The organism is Paenibacillus taichungensis (assembly GCF_003287275.1).
Taxonomy (GTDB): Bacteria; Bacillota; Bacilli; order Paenibacillales; family Paenibacillaceae; genus Paenibacillus; species Paenibacillus taichungensis_A.
Genome location: NZ_QEVW01000006.1, coordinates 1 through 17,361 on the forward strand (window position 1 = coordinate 1; position 17,361 = coordinate 17,361).

10 protein-coding genes are annotated in these 17,361 nt (G+C 47.7%); all 10 read right to left on the reverse strand.

The window, feature by feature from the left end:
* Nucleotides 1-2,066 (reverse strand): fibronectin type III domain-containing protein (locus tag DC345_RS09405; protein ID WP_146752120.1); only part of this gene is annotated, 2,066 nt, incomplete at its 3' end.
* Nucleotides 2,067-2,384: 318 nt separating this feature from the next.
* Nucleotides 2,385-2,873, reverse strand: a complete 489-nt coding sequence (locus tag DC345_RS31475; protein ID WP_146752121.1) for a ComF family protein — start codon at nucleotides 2,871-2,873, stop codon at nucleotides 2,385-2,387.
* Between the two features lie 424 nt (nucleotides 2,874-3,297).
* The gene (locus DC345_RS31480; RefSeq protein WP_139295648.1) at nucleotides 3,298-3,492 is read right to left on the reverse strand and encodes a hypothetical protein; all 195 of its coding nucleotides are present in this window, start codon (nucleotides 3,490-3,492) and stop codon (nucleotides 3,298-3,300) included.
* Nucleotides 3,493-3,601: 109 nt separating this feature from the next.
* Nucleotides 3,602-5,494, reverse strand: a complete 1,893-nt coding sequence (locus tag DC345_RS09415) for a helicase-related protein (protein ID WP_113053327.1) — start codon at nucleotides 5,492-5,494, stop codon at nucleotides 3,602-3,604.
* 571 nt (nucleotides 5,495-6,065) lie between these two features.
* Nucleotides 6,066-6,446: a hypothetical protein gene (locus DC345_RS09420; RefSeq protein ID WP_113052886.1), complete on the reverse strand. Its 381-nt coding sequence runs from the start codon at nucleotides 6,444-6,446 to the stop codon at nucleotides 6,066-6,068.
* Nucleotides 6,447-6,772: 326 nt separating this feature from the next.
* The gene (locus DC345_RS09425) at nucleotides 6,773-7,495 is read right to left on the reverse strand and encodes a response regulator transcription factor (protein ID WP_063567747.1); all 723 of its coding nucleotides are present in this window, start codon (nucleotides 7,493-7,495) and stop codon (nucleotides 6,773-6,775) included.
* A gap of 4 nt (nucleotides 7,496-7,499) precedes the next feature.
* Complete coding sequence (locus DC345_RS09430; protein WP_024631628.1) at nucleotides 7,500-8,660, reverse strand: sensor histidine kinase; 1,161 nt, start codon at nucleotides 8,658-8,660, stop codon at nucleotides 7,500-7,502.
* Nucleotides 8,661-8,707: 47 nt separating this feature from the next.
* Nucleotides 8,708-11,431 (reverse strand): stalk domain-containing protein, encoded by a 2,724-nt coding sequence (locus DC345_RS09435; RefSeq protein WP_113052887.1) that lies wholly within the window; start codon nucleotides 11,429-11,431, stop codon nucleotides 8,708-8,710.
* 596 nt (nucleotides 11,432-12,027) lie between these two features.
* Nucleotides 12,028-15,759 carry an Ig-like domain-containing protein gene (locus tag DC345_RS09440; protein WP_181586538.1) on the reverse strand — a complete coding sequence of 1,244 codons (3,732 nt, stop codon included), beginning with the start codon at nucleotides 15,757-15,759 and terminating at the stop codon, nucleotides 12,028-12,030.
* Between the two features lie 206 nt (nucleotides 15,760-15,965).
* Nucleotides 15,966-17,168 carry a methionine adenosyltransferase gene (metK, locus tag DC345_RS09445; protein WP_113052889.1) on the reverse strand — a complete coding sequence of 401 codons (1,203 nt, stop codon included), beginning with the start codon at nucleotides 17,166-17,168 and terminating at the stop codon, nucleotides 15,966-15,968.
* Nucleotides 17,169-17,361: the final 193 nt, after the last annotated feature.

Consider the following 17,361-nt stretch of genomic DNA (forward strand, 5'->3'; position numbering starts at 1 on the left):
GCTGTCCATGCACTTGTGTTGCTGTCGGCCAAAGCACGTACACGATATTTATGCGCTGTCCCTGCGAGCAAGCTATTGTGCGTGTACGAAGGTTCGTTCACTGTCGCTACTACTGCTCCATCAGCTTCAACTTCATATTTCGTAGCATCAGTAATTTCTGCCCAAGTCAGATTAATAGCCGTTTCTTCCGATGTGCCTTTCAAAACAGGTGTATTTAATAATGTGGTTCCGCTAATCAAATCACTCCATGCTCCTACTCCCGCGGCATTCTTGGAGCGGATGCGGAAAGTATGCTCTGTATTGGCTGCGAGACCACTCTTCGTGTAGGCAACGCCAGTGACAGCGACAACTGTGCCGTCGATTTCAAGATCGTATCCAGTGGCTCCAGTTACAGTTGTCCATTTTAACGCTATAGCCGTATTGGTTACAGAATTCACTGTTAATCCTGCAACAGAACCTGGTAACGTATTTTGAGTCAGTACGGCTGTCCACGCACTTGTGTTGGTATCGGTCAAAGCACGCACACGATATTTATGAGCTGTAGCTGGTGTGAGTCCGGTATGCGTATATGTCGGATCTACAACATTACCAGCAATTACTCCATCGGCTTCCACTTCATATGAGGTAGCACCGTCAATGGAAGGCCAAACGAGAGTAATTTCTTCTTGTGAAGGGCTTGATTTCAGTACGGGTGTACTCAATTGAGTAGACACGGTTAACAGATCAGACCAACTGCCTGCTCCGCCTGTATTTTTCGGTCTTAACCGGAAAGTATGTTCCGTATTAGGTATGAGTCCTGTTTTGCTGTAAGTGGTACCAGTCACAGCGACGATGTTACCGTCAATCTCCAAATCATAACCTGTCGCACCTTTTACAGCGGTCCAGGATAGTGCAACTTTATTAAAGGTTGCTTCTGTTACTTTCAAGCCACTGACGGAGTCCGGAACGACCAGTTGCGTTACTGTTTTACTCCAATCGCTCTCATTGTTGGAAGACAGCGCTTTTAGCGTATACGTATGACTTGAATTTGCCGCGAGACCCTCATGCTCATAAGAGGTCACATTGCCAAGCTCAATAGGCGCTTCATCATCAATCTTTAATTGGTAATGATCAGCCTGATCAACCGCATTCCATTGGATAATATTTTTACCTTCCTGGGAGCTTGCCGAAACCACCGGTTGTTGGAGCAAAGTTTTGATCTCATACATAGGGCTCCAATCGCTTGTACCTATTGAATTTAGAGCACGTACTCTATAGGAATACAACGTATCAGGCAATAATGAATTGCTGCCAAAGGTTGTCCCATAGTAAGGCCCTTTAACGACCCCATTCTCCTCAATTTCATATTGTACGGCCTGCTGTGCATGCTGCCATTTCAAGTTAACCGTATTTTCACTTTGTTTTCCTGTGATCCCAGCCGGAATAGCAGGTATGTTAGTAATCGTCACCGGGGCTACCACCTGTTTGGTAAAAGAGGCCGGTTCTGCTTTGCGTGTATAATACGGGTTCAGTTCAGAATAGAAGTCCACGACCTCCCCCGTATCCGCATTAACAACCAAACTTAACTGCCTAACATCATAATTGTATACATCAACCGGTGTAAGCTGACCCAGAACATTATAGTTCGAGATCGTCCATTGCCCTACTTCCATACCGGATTGTCTATACGTCATCTCAGTGAAGTACTCACGAACCTTACTTAGATCAATAAGAAATGCATTGTCGATCTGTCCAGTATACTTGGAGGTATACGATCCAAAGCTTATATTCGTAATATCACTGGTGAATCCCAAGATGGACTGTCTTCTTGTAAAAGAGTAACCTGTCGTTGAAATGTTGTAGGATCTGACCCAACTAAGATCAACATCCTTCTGATTCACCTGTAATTTACCGTTGTTGTTCGTCATCACATACTGAAAGTCATTACTCGATGAGACAACTCCGTTATTCGTTGCGGCATGTGCACTATTTCCCCCGTACACGTCAAACTGCCCGAATACCAGCATCAGCACCAGTAAACGGACGGTCCATAAGTAAAATCCATTTTTTCTTTTTCCTGCAACCACCGTTGTTCTCCCCTTCAAATGATATGTTGTGCCACTCCCTGTGCTGTCACCTGTGATGAACGGCAGAACTATCAATTCTACATGGCAGAACCGATTCCTCTTTTTTACATGTAAAAATATTCTTGTCTAATTCATATTCATAATTTCGTCAAACAACCAAGTTACAATTCATATGCGTGTATATAAAAATTCACAATAGTAATAGCGCTATACATACAAGAACGTACTTTCTCTTTTCTGTGTAAAAGTTATTAATTAGTATCATCATGTTGCTTGTGTAGGGTAGAAATTTATTAAGTGTATATGCATATCTTAAGGTCAGGATCTGGCCAAAGTCAGCGTGTAAATTTCGATTGGAATGTTCAAGGAAGATCCAGCATTCAGGATCACCTGTCCACAGGCATCCAGAGTACTACCGGTTGTGTAGATATCATCAATTATCAGCAAGCGTATGGGAGAAGTCTGCGAGCTTTGTGGGGCTAATCTGAAATGTGAAGAGACTCCCTTTCCAATGGCGTATGAATTTGTTGCTGGCTGTGAACGCATATCCTTGTGCGCGAATTGAGAGTTGGCTTGATAGAGGTCATGTATCAACTCCAGTCCATCCGACTGCATTGCAAACGCATCTTGCATGGTCTGAATACGCTCGCCGCGTGTTTTGAAGCTTTGTTTGGTGGTGTTGATCCGGCGCTGCAGCAGATCAACTACAGGCAGGCGGACGGCTGCGGCAAGTCCTGCTGCGAGCCGCTCGGCCTGGTTGAAGCCGCGCTCGGCAAGGCGTTCGTTGCTGACGGGGACATAGGTCACCGCGTCTGGCCGCCATAGCGGCTTATTGTTTTGGAGCAGCGACTGGCGGCTGAGGGGCGCTGCTCCGGTAGGAGCGTACGTATAGTACGCGTCTGAGCTGTGGCTGTTGTGTTGCGCGTGTATATGTACGTGCGCTAACGCGGCAGGTAAGTGAACGGACGCGGGCGCTGTTACGCGCCCGTTAGTTCGGTGAACGAGTGCGTTTGTTGTCGCGCTCGAGCCAGGTGGGTGTGAACCAGCAGCCACCTGGTATTGAGCAGGCGTGGCGGAATGAGCCACGGGGGCCAGGGTTTCTTTTGCCAAAACAGGATTCAGTTCTTCGCTCATTGCTTGAAATGCTTGAATCATAAGAGCAGTTAACAGTTGCGCGTAGCGCTCGTGGCCTCTGAATTTGTACATCCCAATCCATTCCTTCATTAAAGCGTTATACTGGACGGCGCTGCGGTTGCATATGAAAGAACGGTTTTGCATGTGTGGGCGGACGCAGTCCGGGCAGCCGATCCCTCGACCACAACGCAGACAGCGAATGGAACGAATCCATGGAATTTGCTGCACACAACGCGGACAGATGCCCGGGTAGATCGGAGACAATATCGCTCGTGTACCACAGGTTAGACAAGTCGCTCCGGGTGGAGCGAGCAATCCATGCAGGCGATGGGTGAGTTGGTGCACGTGGTCTGTTATGCTGCTTAGCCAGTTCGACATTAGGTTGTTGCCTCCCTCAGTATCTATTGGTGTGTTGGCGGGTGAAGGTAGCCTTTGCGTTTTGCGATGGTGTTCATTTTTTGGATCTGGGCCACCGCTTTCACCTGGGAACGCGTACGACGGGATGATGCGAAGACGACTCTTCCTGCTGGATCATCCATAGATCGACCCGCTCTACCCGCCATCTGTACCAGAGAAGCTTCGTCAAAGAGACCATTATCCGCATCCAAAATAAATACATCGCTACGTGGAATGGTGACGCCCCGCTCCAAGATAGTGGTGGTCACGAGCAAACGTATGGTCCGTTCACGAAAAGCAATAACTTTGCTCGCCCGATCCGGATCTTGGGATGATGTTCCTTCGATATGGATTTGTGGAAACATGCGACGCATGAGATTTACAAATGCCTCAATCTGAGCGATCCGTGTCACAAAAACAAATACCTGTGCATCCCGTAGCAAGGAGGTTTGAATGCTCTTTTTTAGTGTGGCGGGCAGCTCTCGCTTCCGAATACACTCGGCGACGGTAAGCATTTTCAGTAAACGCGGTACTGGTAAAGGGTGACGGTGGAAGCGGACCGGGACTTTGGCGTGAGTGAGTTTCCCTTGCGCTGCTTCCCGCTGTAGCCTAGCTGGTGGCGTAGCGGACAAGTACACAAAATGGCCATCAGGCTTGCACGAGGACGCCGCCGCATGAGCGAGCATGGGATCATTATGATAAGGAAATGCGTCGAGCTCATCGATAATGACCAGATCGAATGCCTGGTAAAAACGCATCAGTTGATGTGTGGTGGCGAGTGTGAGCTGCGCGTCTTTCCAGCGTTCGGTGCTGCCTCCGTATAGCGTAGCGAGCGAGATGCCAGGGAATGCTTTCGCCAAACGAGGGGCAAGTTCCAGCACGACATCCCGGCGCGGCGTAGCCACAAGCGCTCGTCCACCGCGCTCCAATATGTATTGGAGCAAAGGGAAAATCATTTCCGTCTTGCCGGCCCCGGTCACGGCCCACAACAAAAACCTCCCCGGCCCATCCCCTGCGGATGGCTGGGCCAAAAACGCAAGAGCCGCGGCTGCCGCCGCGCTCTGCGCAGGGCTAAGCCCCCACCGGGCAAGTCCGCCCTCGGTGGGGGCAACGGCCGTACCACGCTGCGATGCGCCGCGTGGTACGGCCCCAGGCGCTGCGCTACGCAGCAGCAGCGCACAGGCACGGCTGCGCCCCAGCGCGAGGCAAGCCTCGCAGTAGGCGCACGCCGCCAGGCCGCAGGCAGCGCAGGGCACGCACTGCCCGGCAAAGCTGCCGCATCGGCGGCAGCGGGGCGCGCTGCGCGCGCGACCAAGCCACGCGAGGCGTTGCCGCCGCGTGGCAGGCCCTTCCAGGGCGGCTGCTATGCTCAGCCGCCCACGCAGGTGCGCGAGCTGTACAGCCGCGCGCCAAACCGAGGCAAGCTGCGGCGACGTGTCCGCCAGCAGCGCCTCAGCCTCGGCCGCCAGCAATTGGCGACCGCAAAGCCGCTCACCCAGCAGGGCCGCGCCCCGCTCCAGCTGAGCCCACTCCCCGGCGGGATAGGGCTCTGGCATCCCGTCCACCTCCGCACCTCTTTCAGCGACAATCCCTACATTGCCTCCCATCTCTCCCCTAGCCGCAAGTTCCCCGGAGGCCCTCTCGTACTCTTCCAGTTTGCGCTGCATATACGTCTGCCAATGCTCCTCTCCCCACTGATCCATACCTCGCTCCACCTCAATATTCTCTACCATCCACGAGGCCTGACTTAAAGGTAACTCCCTGCCTAGCAGCAACCATCGCAACACCCGCTGTCCACTCACCCCCTCAAGCCACCACGCCACATCCACTCGGACATCCAGTGACAGCACCATCTTCCACTCTTCTCTCACTCGGCACACATACAACCCAACCTTCATCTGCTCTCCTCCCTCATCCTCCATGTCCCTTAACGTGAAACACAAAAAAAGCACATGCCAACCGACTATTCGTCGGAGCATGTGCTTCATGTCCATATCTCATTTATTCAATATTCATTTGTATTATCACTATATCAATTGTGGAGTCGTCCCACAAGTCGTTTAGTTTCCAAAAGCAACCGATACGATCATTTTACCTATTCAATGAGTAACGATAATCTTTCTTCGATCATGCGAAACTTTTTCCAATCTGTATCGTCTATACTTTTAACTTAAGAGTTCTGATTTCAAAAAGGTTCGTCCTGCGATCCCCACAAGTCTCCAACAGGGACAATAACCATAGATTGCATAAAAACCCATATTTAATTTAACAGCAAGCTTGGCTACAATGACAAAAAAAGACTACAGCATAAGCTGTAATCTTTAACCTCAAACATGATGAAATTCACGCTCATTTTGGCAAGCTGGCATGACTTCATTGAAAGTGCATTCTGACTGATGACACGCTTTAGCCAGTCTGTCTCAGCCGCTTGCACGATTAATGGACCCAACTGTTGCAAAAAAAAAGCATCTACTGCTTTGGCTCACGTAAATCGATAAGGCGAATAGAACGATTCCCTGTCTGATTCCCCTGTTCCATATCGGAAGGGACAGCGGACAAGTAGGATAACTCCATTCCTTGCCTAAGCATAAGCTTCTCAATAATACGAACCGTTTCGGCTTCCGTACGATCAGCGACAACCGTCAATGTGAAGCTCTTTCCACGGTAAAATAATTCCCGGCAAAGCGCTCTTACAATGCCTTCAATCCGCTGCTCCTGATTGGAAGGAATGAGCATAATCTGCTCGTAGCCTTCGGGGTCCGGACGGGAAAGATGGCGCTGGTGCATGGCATGAACGGCCATTGCCGCCAGGAAGTATATGAGCAGAATCATAGTCAGATGAGCAACCATGGCAACTGCACCTCCTCGGAAGGTCATGCTCACCCATGGCGAACATCCCTGTATACAGCAGTATATGCTGCATCCCCCGAAGGGTTACACTTGCAAATCCAAAACGCGCATATTCCATTCTGATCGACACTGGACGAAGAAGACAGGCCAGGTCGTTCACTCATTCATGCCGAAGCTTGAACATAAGTTCTCCTAACTTCATACTTTGCTCATTTGCAGTAATAAAGTCCATTAACCCGCTAACCAGTCCAACATTCTGGAATGGGCGCGAGTAAACAGAATCCTATAATTGCTATAATCAAACTGCATCTAAATACAATCGTATATTAAAGGGTAACCCAACCATATTTGATCGAGTTGATAACCGCTTGTGTACGATCGTCCACTTCCATCTTCTGCAGAATACTGCTGACATGGTTTTTTACTGTTTTCTCACTGATGAACAGGAACTCACCAATCATTTTATTGCTCTTACCTTCAGCCATCAGACGCAGAACTTCAGCCTCACGACGAGTAAGCGGATTATTGTCGCCAGCGACAAATTTAACGCCTGCTTCCTTGGAAGCTCCTTCGCTCATTGCCCCTGTCTCATTAAGGTACGTCATCCGACGCAACTGCATGATCAGTTTGCCAGTTACTTTAGGGTGGATGAATGCATGCCCTTCATGAACGGAACGAATCGCATTGATCAGGGACTCGGCCTCCATATCTTTCAGCAGGTAGCCATTAGCACCTTTACGCAGCGTCTCGAACACATAACTCTCATCATCATGAATAGACAAGATAATGACTTTGACATCCGGGAACAGCTCACGCAATTTCTCCGTCGCTTCAACCCCGTTTTCCACAGGCATGTTGATGTCCATCAAGACGATGTCCGGTTTATCCTGATTACAGAATTCGAGCACCTGAATCCCATCGCCGCATTCGCCGATGACCTCAATGTCGTCCTCCATATTTAAAATGCGTTTCAGACCTTCACGGAACAGCTGATGATCATCAGCCAAAAGAACTTTAATCGATGTCTTGCCAGTATCACGGTTTTCCATCCTGCTACTCCTTTCCCTTATCCACGTTTGTCGGGATATGAATCACTATTTTGGTTCCTTGATTTTCCGCGGATTCGATCTCTATTCTTCCTTCTAACAGTTCAACCCGCTCTCTCATCCCAATCAGACCGAAGTGGGTATGATCCTTGCTCTTCTTCGCAAGAAGCTCCGGTTTGAACCCAAGCCCATTGTCCTGCACGACAATCTTAACGAGCTGAGCCTGGTATGTAATTTCCACTACAACATAAGTGGGATAAGCATGCTTCGCAGCATTGGACAGACCTTCCTGCACGAGGCGGTAGATCGCAGCCTCCATTGCCGAAGACAAACGGTGTTCCTTGCCTCTCGTTTCAAAAAGCGAGCGGATTTTTGTTTTTTCTTCAAAATCCTGCACGTACTTCCGAAGCGTTGGAATCAATCCCAGGTCATCCAGTGCCATAGGACGCAAATTGAAAATAACTTTTCTCATTTCTCCAAGACTCGAACGAACCTGGCCTTTCAAATCTACTATTTCGGCCTGGACCATCTTAAAATCCTGCTTTATGAGCATTCTTTCTACAATTTCCGTCCTAAGTACTAGATTTGCGAGCATCTGCGCAGGTCCGTCATGGATCTCACGGGCAATACGCTTCCGCTCTTCTTCCTGGGCCAAAATTATTTTCAAACCAATCATTTGTCGATTTTTGGCGGATTCAATGATGCGGGTCACTTGACCCAACTCACCCGACAGATACTCCAGTACAACCCCCATCTGGGAACCGATCGTCTCGGCGCGCTCCACGGAAGCTTCCACATTTTTGGCACGCTTCTGCAGATCATCCCGACGGGCTTTCAGATACATTTCCTTCTCACGGTAAATCATCAGATCCAGCTGCAACTGCGTCGCTTTCTCATACGCCTGCTTGATATCATGCTCGGAATAACGGACGAAGTCGCGGCTAACCTCAGTTAGCCGGATTCTGGAGCGGCGGTAGTTGAGCTCCAATTGATCTACTTTCTCGATCGTTTCCGCCGTCTCCTTCAGAACCGACTTCAATTCCTCGTTCAGCGTTTTCAGCTCATTCCGAGTCGAGTCCATAATCTCAAACATTTGATATTTACTGTTTTCCATGACTTGTATGGCGTTTTTTATGACGCGGTCTATGGCATCGGCTTGTAAATCCACGTTTGTTCGACTCCATTTCTATCGTTTCCGGTATATATCATACCATATCACGATGAGATGGTAACGGTCTTCGTGTTCTGTTCCCATTTTACAGTCAGTCCAAGCTGCTCTGAAACGAGTCTGAGAGGGACTAAAGTCCTACCACCAGATACGTAAGGTGCTACTGTTGCACTTTGTCTTTTGCCATTGATGATGAATTCTTTCTGGCCAACAACCAGATCAATCAGCTTGCCGCCACGCACAACGGTAATCCGTTGATTTTTGCTATCCCAGCTTGCCTGCCCACCAAAAGCATCCAATACATGCTTGATTGGGACATATGTTGTACCATTTTTCAGTACTGGCGCAGCATCAATTGCCTTTTTCGTTCCGTTTACGGTCATGGATTTCTGTCCAAGCACTAGTGAAGCAGTTCCTGTAGGCAAGCCCACTTCACTGGATTTGGATGGCATGGTGAAAGCGATGTTGTCAAAAGCAACCGTGCCCGTCTTCGCACGCTCATCCTGACCTTCTTCCACATTCACCACATACACCCGCTTAAGCTTCGCCGGATAAGAAATATTCAGCCCATTCAGGTCCACATTCAGCTTTTTCCAACCGTCCCAATCAATCGCCTTGGCGAGATCAGCATATACCGTTTTGCCACTGGCATCGGTAAATTCGGCACGCAGCCAGTTCAGACTCTTATCTCCCATAACATCCATCGACATGGATGTAGCAGTTGCAGATACTTCTTTGCCAGTGGAACCGTTCAATTGGGCATATGCATACATTTTCCCTATTCCTGCGGTCATGTCATAGCTCAGCTGCAGCACCTTGGAGCCGGCTTTTTCACCTGTTCCCGCTGTCACGGACGCCGATCCAGTTACACCTGATGCGTTGGTCGTGAAGTTGATCGGGTAGCTTACATTCTCGAAGTTCTCCCACATTGTTTCACTTGCCGCAGCGGAAAGCACAACCACCGTGCTGTAGCCGTCATAACGACCGATCGCATAGCCAACTTGAGCGCCGGAGTTCACAGAGGATACGGTTAATTGGTCTGCAACCACTTTACCTTTGAATCCAATAAATTCCCAAGTCAGCGAGTCCGCCGGAACCGTTACACTTTGTCCGTCTTTGGTCTTCGCCGTTACTGGAATGGAAATCGTTGTGCCCGCTTGAAGCGATCCCAAGCCAGACCCCGCTGTCAGTGAAGCCAGTTCACTTCCGCCCAACACTGTAACTTTAATGGAAGATGAAGCACCGTTACTTGTTGCAGTCAACGTCGCTGTACCTGGTTTCACACCTTTGATCGTTCCATTGCTTACACTCACGATGCCGTTGTTGCTCGATTTCCATGTCATCTTGATATCGCCTGTCGCAATCGGGTTATAGTAGGTGTCATATCCTTTGGCTGTATACTTGCCCTCTTGCCCTACCAGCAATGTTTGGCTACCACTCACGGCAAAGCCCTTCAGCTTACCTTCTGGAGCCGTAGAGAACACGCCCAGCGTGTTTACGACCTGACGCTGCTCTGTACCGTACTCCGTGTTGAACGTAAGTCCTGCTGTCTCCTCGCCAAGCGGACGAGTTACCATCGTTGTGGAGCCGCCTCCGTCCAAGTTCATGCCTTTCCATACACCAATGCTGGTCATGAAGGATTGCAGTTCGGTCAGCGACAAACCGCTGCTGTTACTGTTTTTCTCCGCTGCAATAATGTAGACATACCGACCATCTTGAGAGTAGCCGACTGCTGTTCTCGCACGAATGCCACCGATACCGGAAGCAGCGATATCACGGGAAAAAGTAGCCGCCTTGCCACCATTCACCAGAATGGTATGACCTCCGATCATCATCTGCAGGTTGCTTGGATCAACGGTCTCCCCCGTCGTTTTGGCTTTCAACTTGTAATCCGCATTCAACGTCTGCCCTACCGCCAGGTGAGTCATAATCCATGTCGCTGCCGTTCCATGCGCACGCAAAATGTACCCATCTGCCGGCACCGTCATGTTCAACGCCTTTTTATCCGAAATTTGGGTGATTACACCGTTCTGTACAAGTACCTCGGTTGGTGTTGTGGAAGGATCATTCGGCCGCTTCGTTGATGTCCAAGCCGGTGTATAAATATACATCGAATTGGCGTGACTATATTTCACCGAGCCTGATTCAACCGTGTAGTCCTCTTTATTTATCCCACGCAAAGCAAACGTTGAACCATCATCTGCCTTCACGGTACCATCGAATGAATATTCATCGATCATCGGCTTGCCGTCTTTGGTTACGGTGAGGGCATACATCCCTGACAGTTCGGATGGAGTAGATACGAGGATCCCATCCGAGACCTGTCCACCGATTGGGGCAAGTTCCCCGGATACATTAAAATAATCGCCGTTCACGGCGGCTACTGCACCATTTTCCTTGGCCATGCCACCTGTGCTTTGTTTACTATTCAGATTGCCGCCCTTGCCTGTCATGACATCCAGTTTCACATAGGGATTTTGCAAATCCACTTGAATGACGTCTGCCAGTACGTTCACCTTCGAGCCGGAACGTGTCGTTGTATAATTGTATTTCATCAACTTCGCACCCGAAGTCAGAATTTCTTCACTCAGTTTGCTTGTTGTTGTAGAAGCCGCTGCAGCCACTGACTGCCATGAACTTCCCGACCACACCAGTTGTCCCGCTCCCAGAACCGGTGCAATCCAGATCACGCCTGCCAGTGTCACAATCGCCCATTTTTTCGCCTTGCTACCCTTAACGTCGTTCAGCCGTTTCCCTTGTTTCCCCAGCATGTTTGAAACGTCTCTCCCATCTTGTATATCAATCTTAGATATATCACGATCTCTGCCATGTGGCAGCAGATAGCGAGATTTCTAGTATACTCTTCTATTAATAGACTACTTTTTGTGGAAAAAGTTACGCCCCGAGCCTGAATTCAGGTATTTATTGGGTTATACGACATCCTATTGTTTTGTTATACGTTTTTACAGTCAAAAAAATAAACTTCAGTTATGCTTGAGTTAGCACAACCGAAGTCTATTTGGAGTAGATCTGGCTGTTGAAACAATTGATGTAACCAAATCAACGTTGTTTCTACATTTAGGAACGTTGAAGCTAATATTTACGACGACGGTTTTGAAATGATAAACTCACCAATAATTGTTGTTCCATCTTTCTCGTACACGGGTATGTTTCGATCCATCTTCTGCTGACTCTGCTATTGCAACGCTTCTTCAGGTGTTCTGTGATCTAGACCAAGACCAGAAATATCTAGTATTAAATATAAAAAAGGACCATTTCAAGAAATAAGCTTCTTGAAATGGTCCAGCATATTACGTTCGTTATCGTGACTATTCCTAAATAACATTATTGAAATATCATTTCGTTTCTACAAGTATCCTAACTTATCCAACACACGCTTCAACATTACCGCTGCTTGTGCACGAGTAGCATTACCTTGAGGGACAAACGTTTTTGACGTCATACCCTGGATAATTCCTTCTTGCACTGCTTTGGCGACAGAATCCTTGGATTGGATTTTGTTGCTGTCCTTGAACTTCGATAACGTGGAGGCAGCTGAAGATTGCAGTGAGACCGTTTTTCCACCATAATTCATAGCCCGAACCATCATAATGGACATCTGTTCACGGGTAATTGGACGGTCTGGCTTGAAGGTACCATCCGTATTCCCTGTAATAATTCCTGCTTCAGCAGCTGCACCGATATAAGCACTCGTTGTGCCACCGCCCAAAACATCACGGAAACGGCCTGCAGCTGTTTGGTTCCCCGGCAGCCCCAATCCTCTTGCTACTAATTCAGCAAATTCTGCGCGTGTAATATTTTGATTTGGTCCATAGAAAGAACCGTTCGGTGTACCGATAATCCATTTGGCAGAAAGCTCTTTAATGACTGCACTAGCCCAATGGGAGGATGTATCCTGGTAGTTTACGATATGAGTAACAGGAACAACCGTTTGATTGCCATTCAACTGTCCTTGGACAACCACACCATTAATCGTGGTTTTAAATGAGCTAGGTACGTTAGATAGGATAAATGTTCCTGGATCCATATAGGTTAGCCCTGAAGTTGTTGTCGTTGTTTTCAACGGCAACTGTATAGAGAGCAGGCTTTTAATATTTTGCTCCACACGTAGGTTGTTATTTCCGTTAAATGCTGACAAGTATATATTCGTATTATTACCTAACTTCTGTGCGCCTGCTGCTAGTAACAAGCCATCCAATGTACCTGATCCGGAGACCGGTACTGTCTCGATCTGTACATAAAGATAGGAAGAACCTACACTCGTTGATCCCCCCACGTCCTGAATTATGGAGGACACATCCAAACCAGACAAGGGAAGTGTCCATAAGCGATTACCATATTTGATTCCAATTGAACCCGTTCGATTGCTCGATGCCAACTGAGCCAATGCGCTCAGTGGGAAGCCAACATATGCCGAAGATTCATCAGCATTCATCTCAAATACAACAGGCTGTGCCGTTTTTCCAACCGTCCTTGCATACTCAAAGGCCTGAAGCAATTTGGCAGCATCTACGTTAAATTGGCGAGTTGAGAGATTGTTGCGAGTCATTGCTGACACATTGGTAGCCGTATCATTACTCATGACAATAACAGCCTGACCATAACTCGATGCATCTAATTCTGTCAACCAGGAAGGACGACCATTCGTTTGATTACCTGTGGAACTGCCATTAACCTGTAAGTTAATTGGCCCGAAAGCTACAATTGTGTTATTTAATGCATCTCTTAGTGGAACGGCTCCCGGAACGTAACTAACCGTTCCCGTCTGTCCAGATGTAACTGAACTTGATAGCTTCAGAGTTACTACGGAACCTGAACTTGCAGCTGAAAGTACACTTACCGTAGAACCACCAAGCTGTACATTGAACTGCGACGAAGTAAGAGCAGTCTGAGCTTGAAGTGGGTCCTTAAAGTTAATGGACACGGTATCTCCTTGGAGGACAGCCGAGAGAATTTTTCCGTTTCCATAGGTGTAGGTCACTGGCGCCAAGTTAATGTAACCAGCCGGGTTGCCATTCAAATCGGTTAATCTCAACGTTCCAGGCACGTAGGATAAACTAACATTTTGTGTACTTGAAACGGCACTTGCCAAGGTTAAGGTAACCAAGTCATCCTCAATCTCTGTATCATTTACAAACACTGCCTTCCCATCTACCAATACGGAGTATTGACTCTTTAGGGGCTTGTTCGTCCTACTAAGCGGTTCATTGTAACGAATCCATAATGTTGATCCGCTTACTTCTGCGTTTTTAAATTCGGGAGCTTTTGTATCAAGACTATTGCGAACGTAGAATCCACTGAAGCCGGCAAGCGCCTGTCCACGGGTGTCTTTTACAGGCCATGAGCCTGGTTCATACGATACTCTAACCACTTCCCCATTTTGTATGGAACGGCTGAGGCTGAGTGTCACCAGAGAACTGCTGTTGGTAGAAATGCTGTTAATTCCCACTGATGTGCCGTCAGCAGTAACACTAAACTGTCTTACAGCATCACTTGAATTGATATAGACCGTCTCTGGGTAATACAAATTAATCGTACTATTATAAGCTGTACCTTCACGTGGTTTGGACATGATGGAATCCAGATTATTCTCCACATCTCTGGCAGAGAATGCTGCTGCAGCGTTAAAAGACAAATCTTGAATTTTACGAGTTCCTGTTCCCGGGGCGTACGCAATTCTAACAACCTGTCCTACCGCTACACCCGTGTCCAGTACAACATAGACACTATCTCCTGAGACATAGGAAGTACTCACATTCCGGTTCTCTCCGTTAACCGTGACCGTGAAGCTGGAAGCAAACGGATCAATACTTGAGAGCAACTCGTCATATGTCAAACGTATGATGCTATTGCTGTACATTTTAGCTGTCTTTAAAACTGGAGCGGTGGTATCCGAGCCCAATGTCCTGAATGTCCATGAGTTTGCCCCATTCAATCCAGTAAACAGATTCCCCGCGTTATCCCGCAAAAAGCCTCCTAAAATATCCACAGTATATGTGGTATTGCTCGTTAGTCCGCTTAACGGGATAATCCTTAATTGCCGATTATTAGTACTGTTGAGTAATACCGTTGCCGGTACTGCAACACCATTTGCATTTTTTAATGTAACCGCTCCAGTGATGTAAGCTGAGCTCAGCTCTTTGCTGAATGTCACTGTAAGTTCATTCGTTAAAGAAACATTGCTTGCTCCATTAGTCGGAGATAACGAGGATACGGTTAATGCTGATGGATCAGAAGAAAACGCAGTGAAGTTCCATTCTCCTCGGCTAATCCCTTTTACATCATTACCAACGCTGTCCCTTAATACCCCTTCAGGTATCACAACGGAGTATGTAGTGTTATTTGAAAAGTTGTTCGTTGGATCAATAGTGAGCGTTCTACCATTTATCACAATTCGCGGTGAACCTGTTGCTATATCCAATTCTTCTACGACCGAACTTCCCTGGAAAATCTGAATTTTGCCTGCACCAGCTGAAATACTGTCACTGTAAGTCAACTGTATGTTGGATGTAGTTGGAACAGATACTGCTCCTAAAGTCGGGTAATAGGAGCTTACCTTAGCTGTTCCAATTCCCTGGGTGCTAAACTTCCATTGCTGCGATGTCAGACCTTTGACCGTAGTTCCTCCATCAGCAGTTACCAAGGAACCTGAATCAAATTGCACATAGTATGTTCCTCCAGATAACAGTGGATGAGCAATACTCACTTCTTTTCCTACTCCTTCAACACTCTCAGGTGCATCTGGATCTGTTAGAGTTCCTTTAATTTTCACATCAGAACTATCCATTTTAATAGTAGCCACTGCTGTATTGTCCTGAAAACGCTTGATTACTACATTTCCCGCAGCGCTACCAGACTTCTTAACCGCTTCCTTAAACCGAACAACGAGTGGTGCTGCGCCGTCAACGTCCGTTGCTCCCACCACAGGGACTGTAGCCTCGATCAATGTGTCGTTAAATTCATCGGCGGCATACACCGTATTTGTGTTCATAAACGGGATACCTTGCCAACCTTGAATAGACATTAGCACGATTAACAGTCCGATGATCCCCCTGCGAGCCGTTCTTTTTAAACTCACCGTTCCTTCCTCCTCATCCTGTTTCATTTCAACTGTCTGATGCACAGACCTCATTATGTATGTCGGTTACATTACCAATTTTCTTTAGTTAAAAGGTAATAAAAGGAATTCTTTTGTTTTTCTCCACAGTCCTTAGTACTTTCACACAAAAAGCCCCTGATTCCTCATCGGAACCAAGGGCTTCTATTGATGACTTTATTGTTAACTTACAGACCTGCTTGCTCTTTCAAAACGTCTGCTTTGTCCACTTGTTCCCAAGGTACATCCAGATCTGTACGGCCGAAGTGACCGTAAGCAGCCGTTTGTCTGTAGATTGGGCGACGCAGATCCAGCATACGGATAATACCAGCCGGACGAAGATCGAAGTTGTTACGCACAAGCTCAACCAATTTCTCTTCGCTGACTTTGCCTGTTCCGTATGTATCCACGTTGATCGATACCGGGTTGGCTACACCAATCGCGTATGCGAGCTGGATTTCCACTTTGTCGGCAAGACCTGCAGCAATAAGGTTTTTCGCAACATAACGAGCTGCATAAGCTGCGGAACGGTCTACTTTTGTTGGATCTTTACCGGAGAACGCGCCACCGCCGTGACGTGCATAACCGCCGTAGGTATCTACGATGATTTTACGTCCAGTCAGGCCTGCATCTCCCTGAGGTCCGCCAATAACGAAACGTCCAGTTGGGTTGATGAAATATTTAGTCTGCTCATCCAGCAATTCAGCTGGAACGACAGGCAGAATTACGTGTTCTTTGATGTCTTTTTGGATCTGCTCTAATGTGGTCTCTTCAGCATGCTGAGTAGACACGACTATCGTATCAACACGCACCGGTTTGTCACCGTCGTATTCAATCGTTACTTGAGTTTTACCATCCGGACGGAGATATTCCAATGTACCGTTTTTACGCACTTCAGCCAAACGGCGAGCGATACGATGGGATAATGCGATTGGCAAAGGCATGAGTTCAGGTGTTTCGTTGGTTGCAAAACCAAACATCAGACCTTGGTCACCGGCACCAATGTTCTCTGTCTCGCGAGCCATTTGTTCCGGGTCACGGTTCTCCAGAGCTGCGTTAACGCCTTGGGCGATGTCAGCAGACTGCTCGTTCAGAGAAGTCAGGACTGCACAAGTATTATAATCGAAACCGAACTTGGCACGAGTGTACCCGATTTCCTTAATCGTATTACGAACGATGGACGGAATGTCCACATATTCAGATGCGGAGCTGATCTCACCGATGACAAGCACAAGTCCTGTTGCTACGGAAACTTCGCACGCTACACGAGCGTTTGGATCATTCGCCAGGAACGCGTCCAACACGGCGTCCGAGATCTGATCGCAAATTTTATCCGGATGTCCTTCAGTTACAGACTCCGATGTGAATAGATGTCGGCCTTTAATAGACATTGAAGTTTCAACCTCCCATAACGAGTAGTATGGCGATTGCCCGAACAAAACATTTACGTTGATTCGTTCACTGTACCCTCGAAAGCTTTCCGGGCGGAATAAGGACGCAGGGTCCGCAGTTACGAAGATAAGGATTTTTCAGGTAATGGCCTCAACAAAAAATCAACCTTTCCCTAGCGGAAAAGGTTGCGTA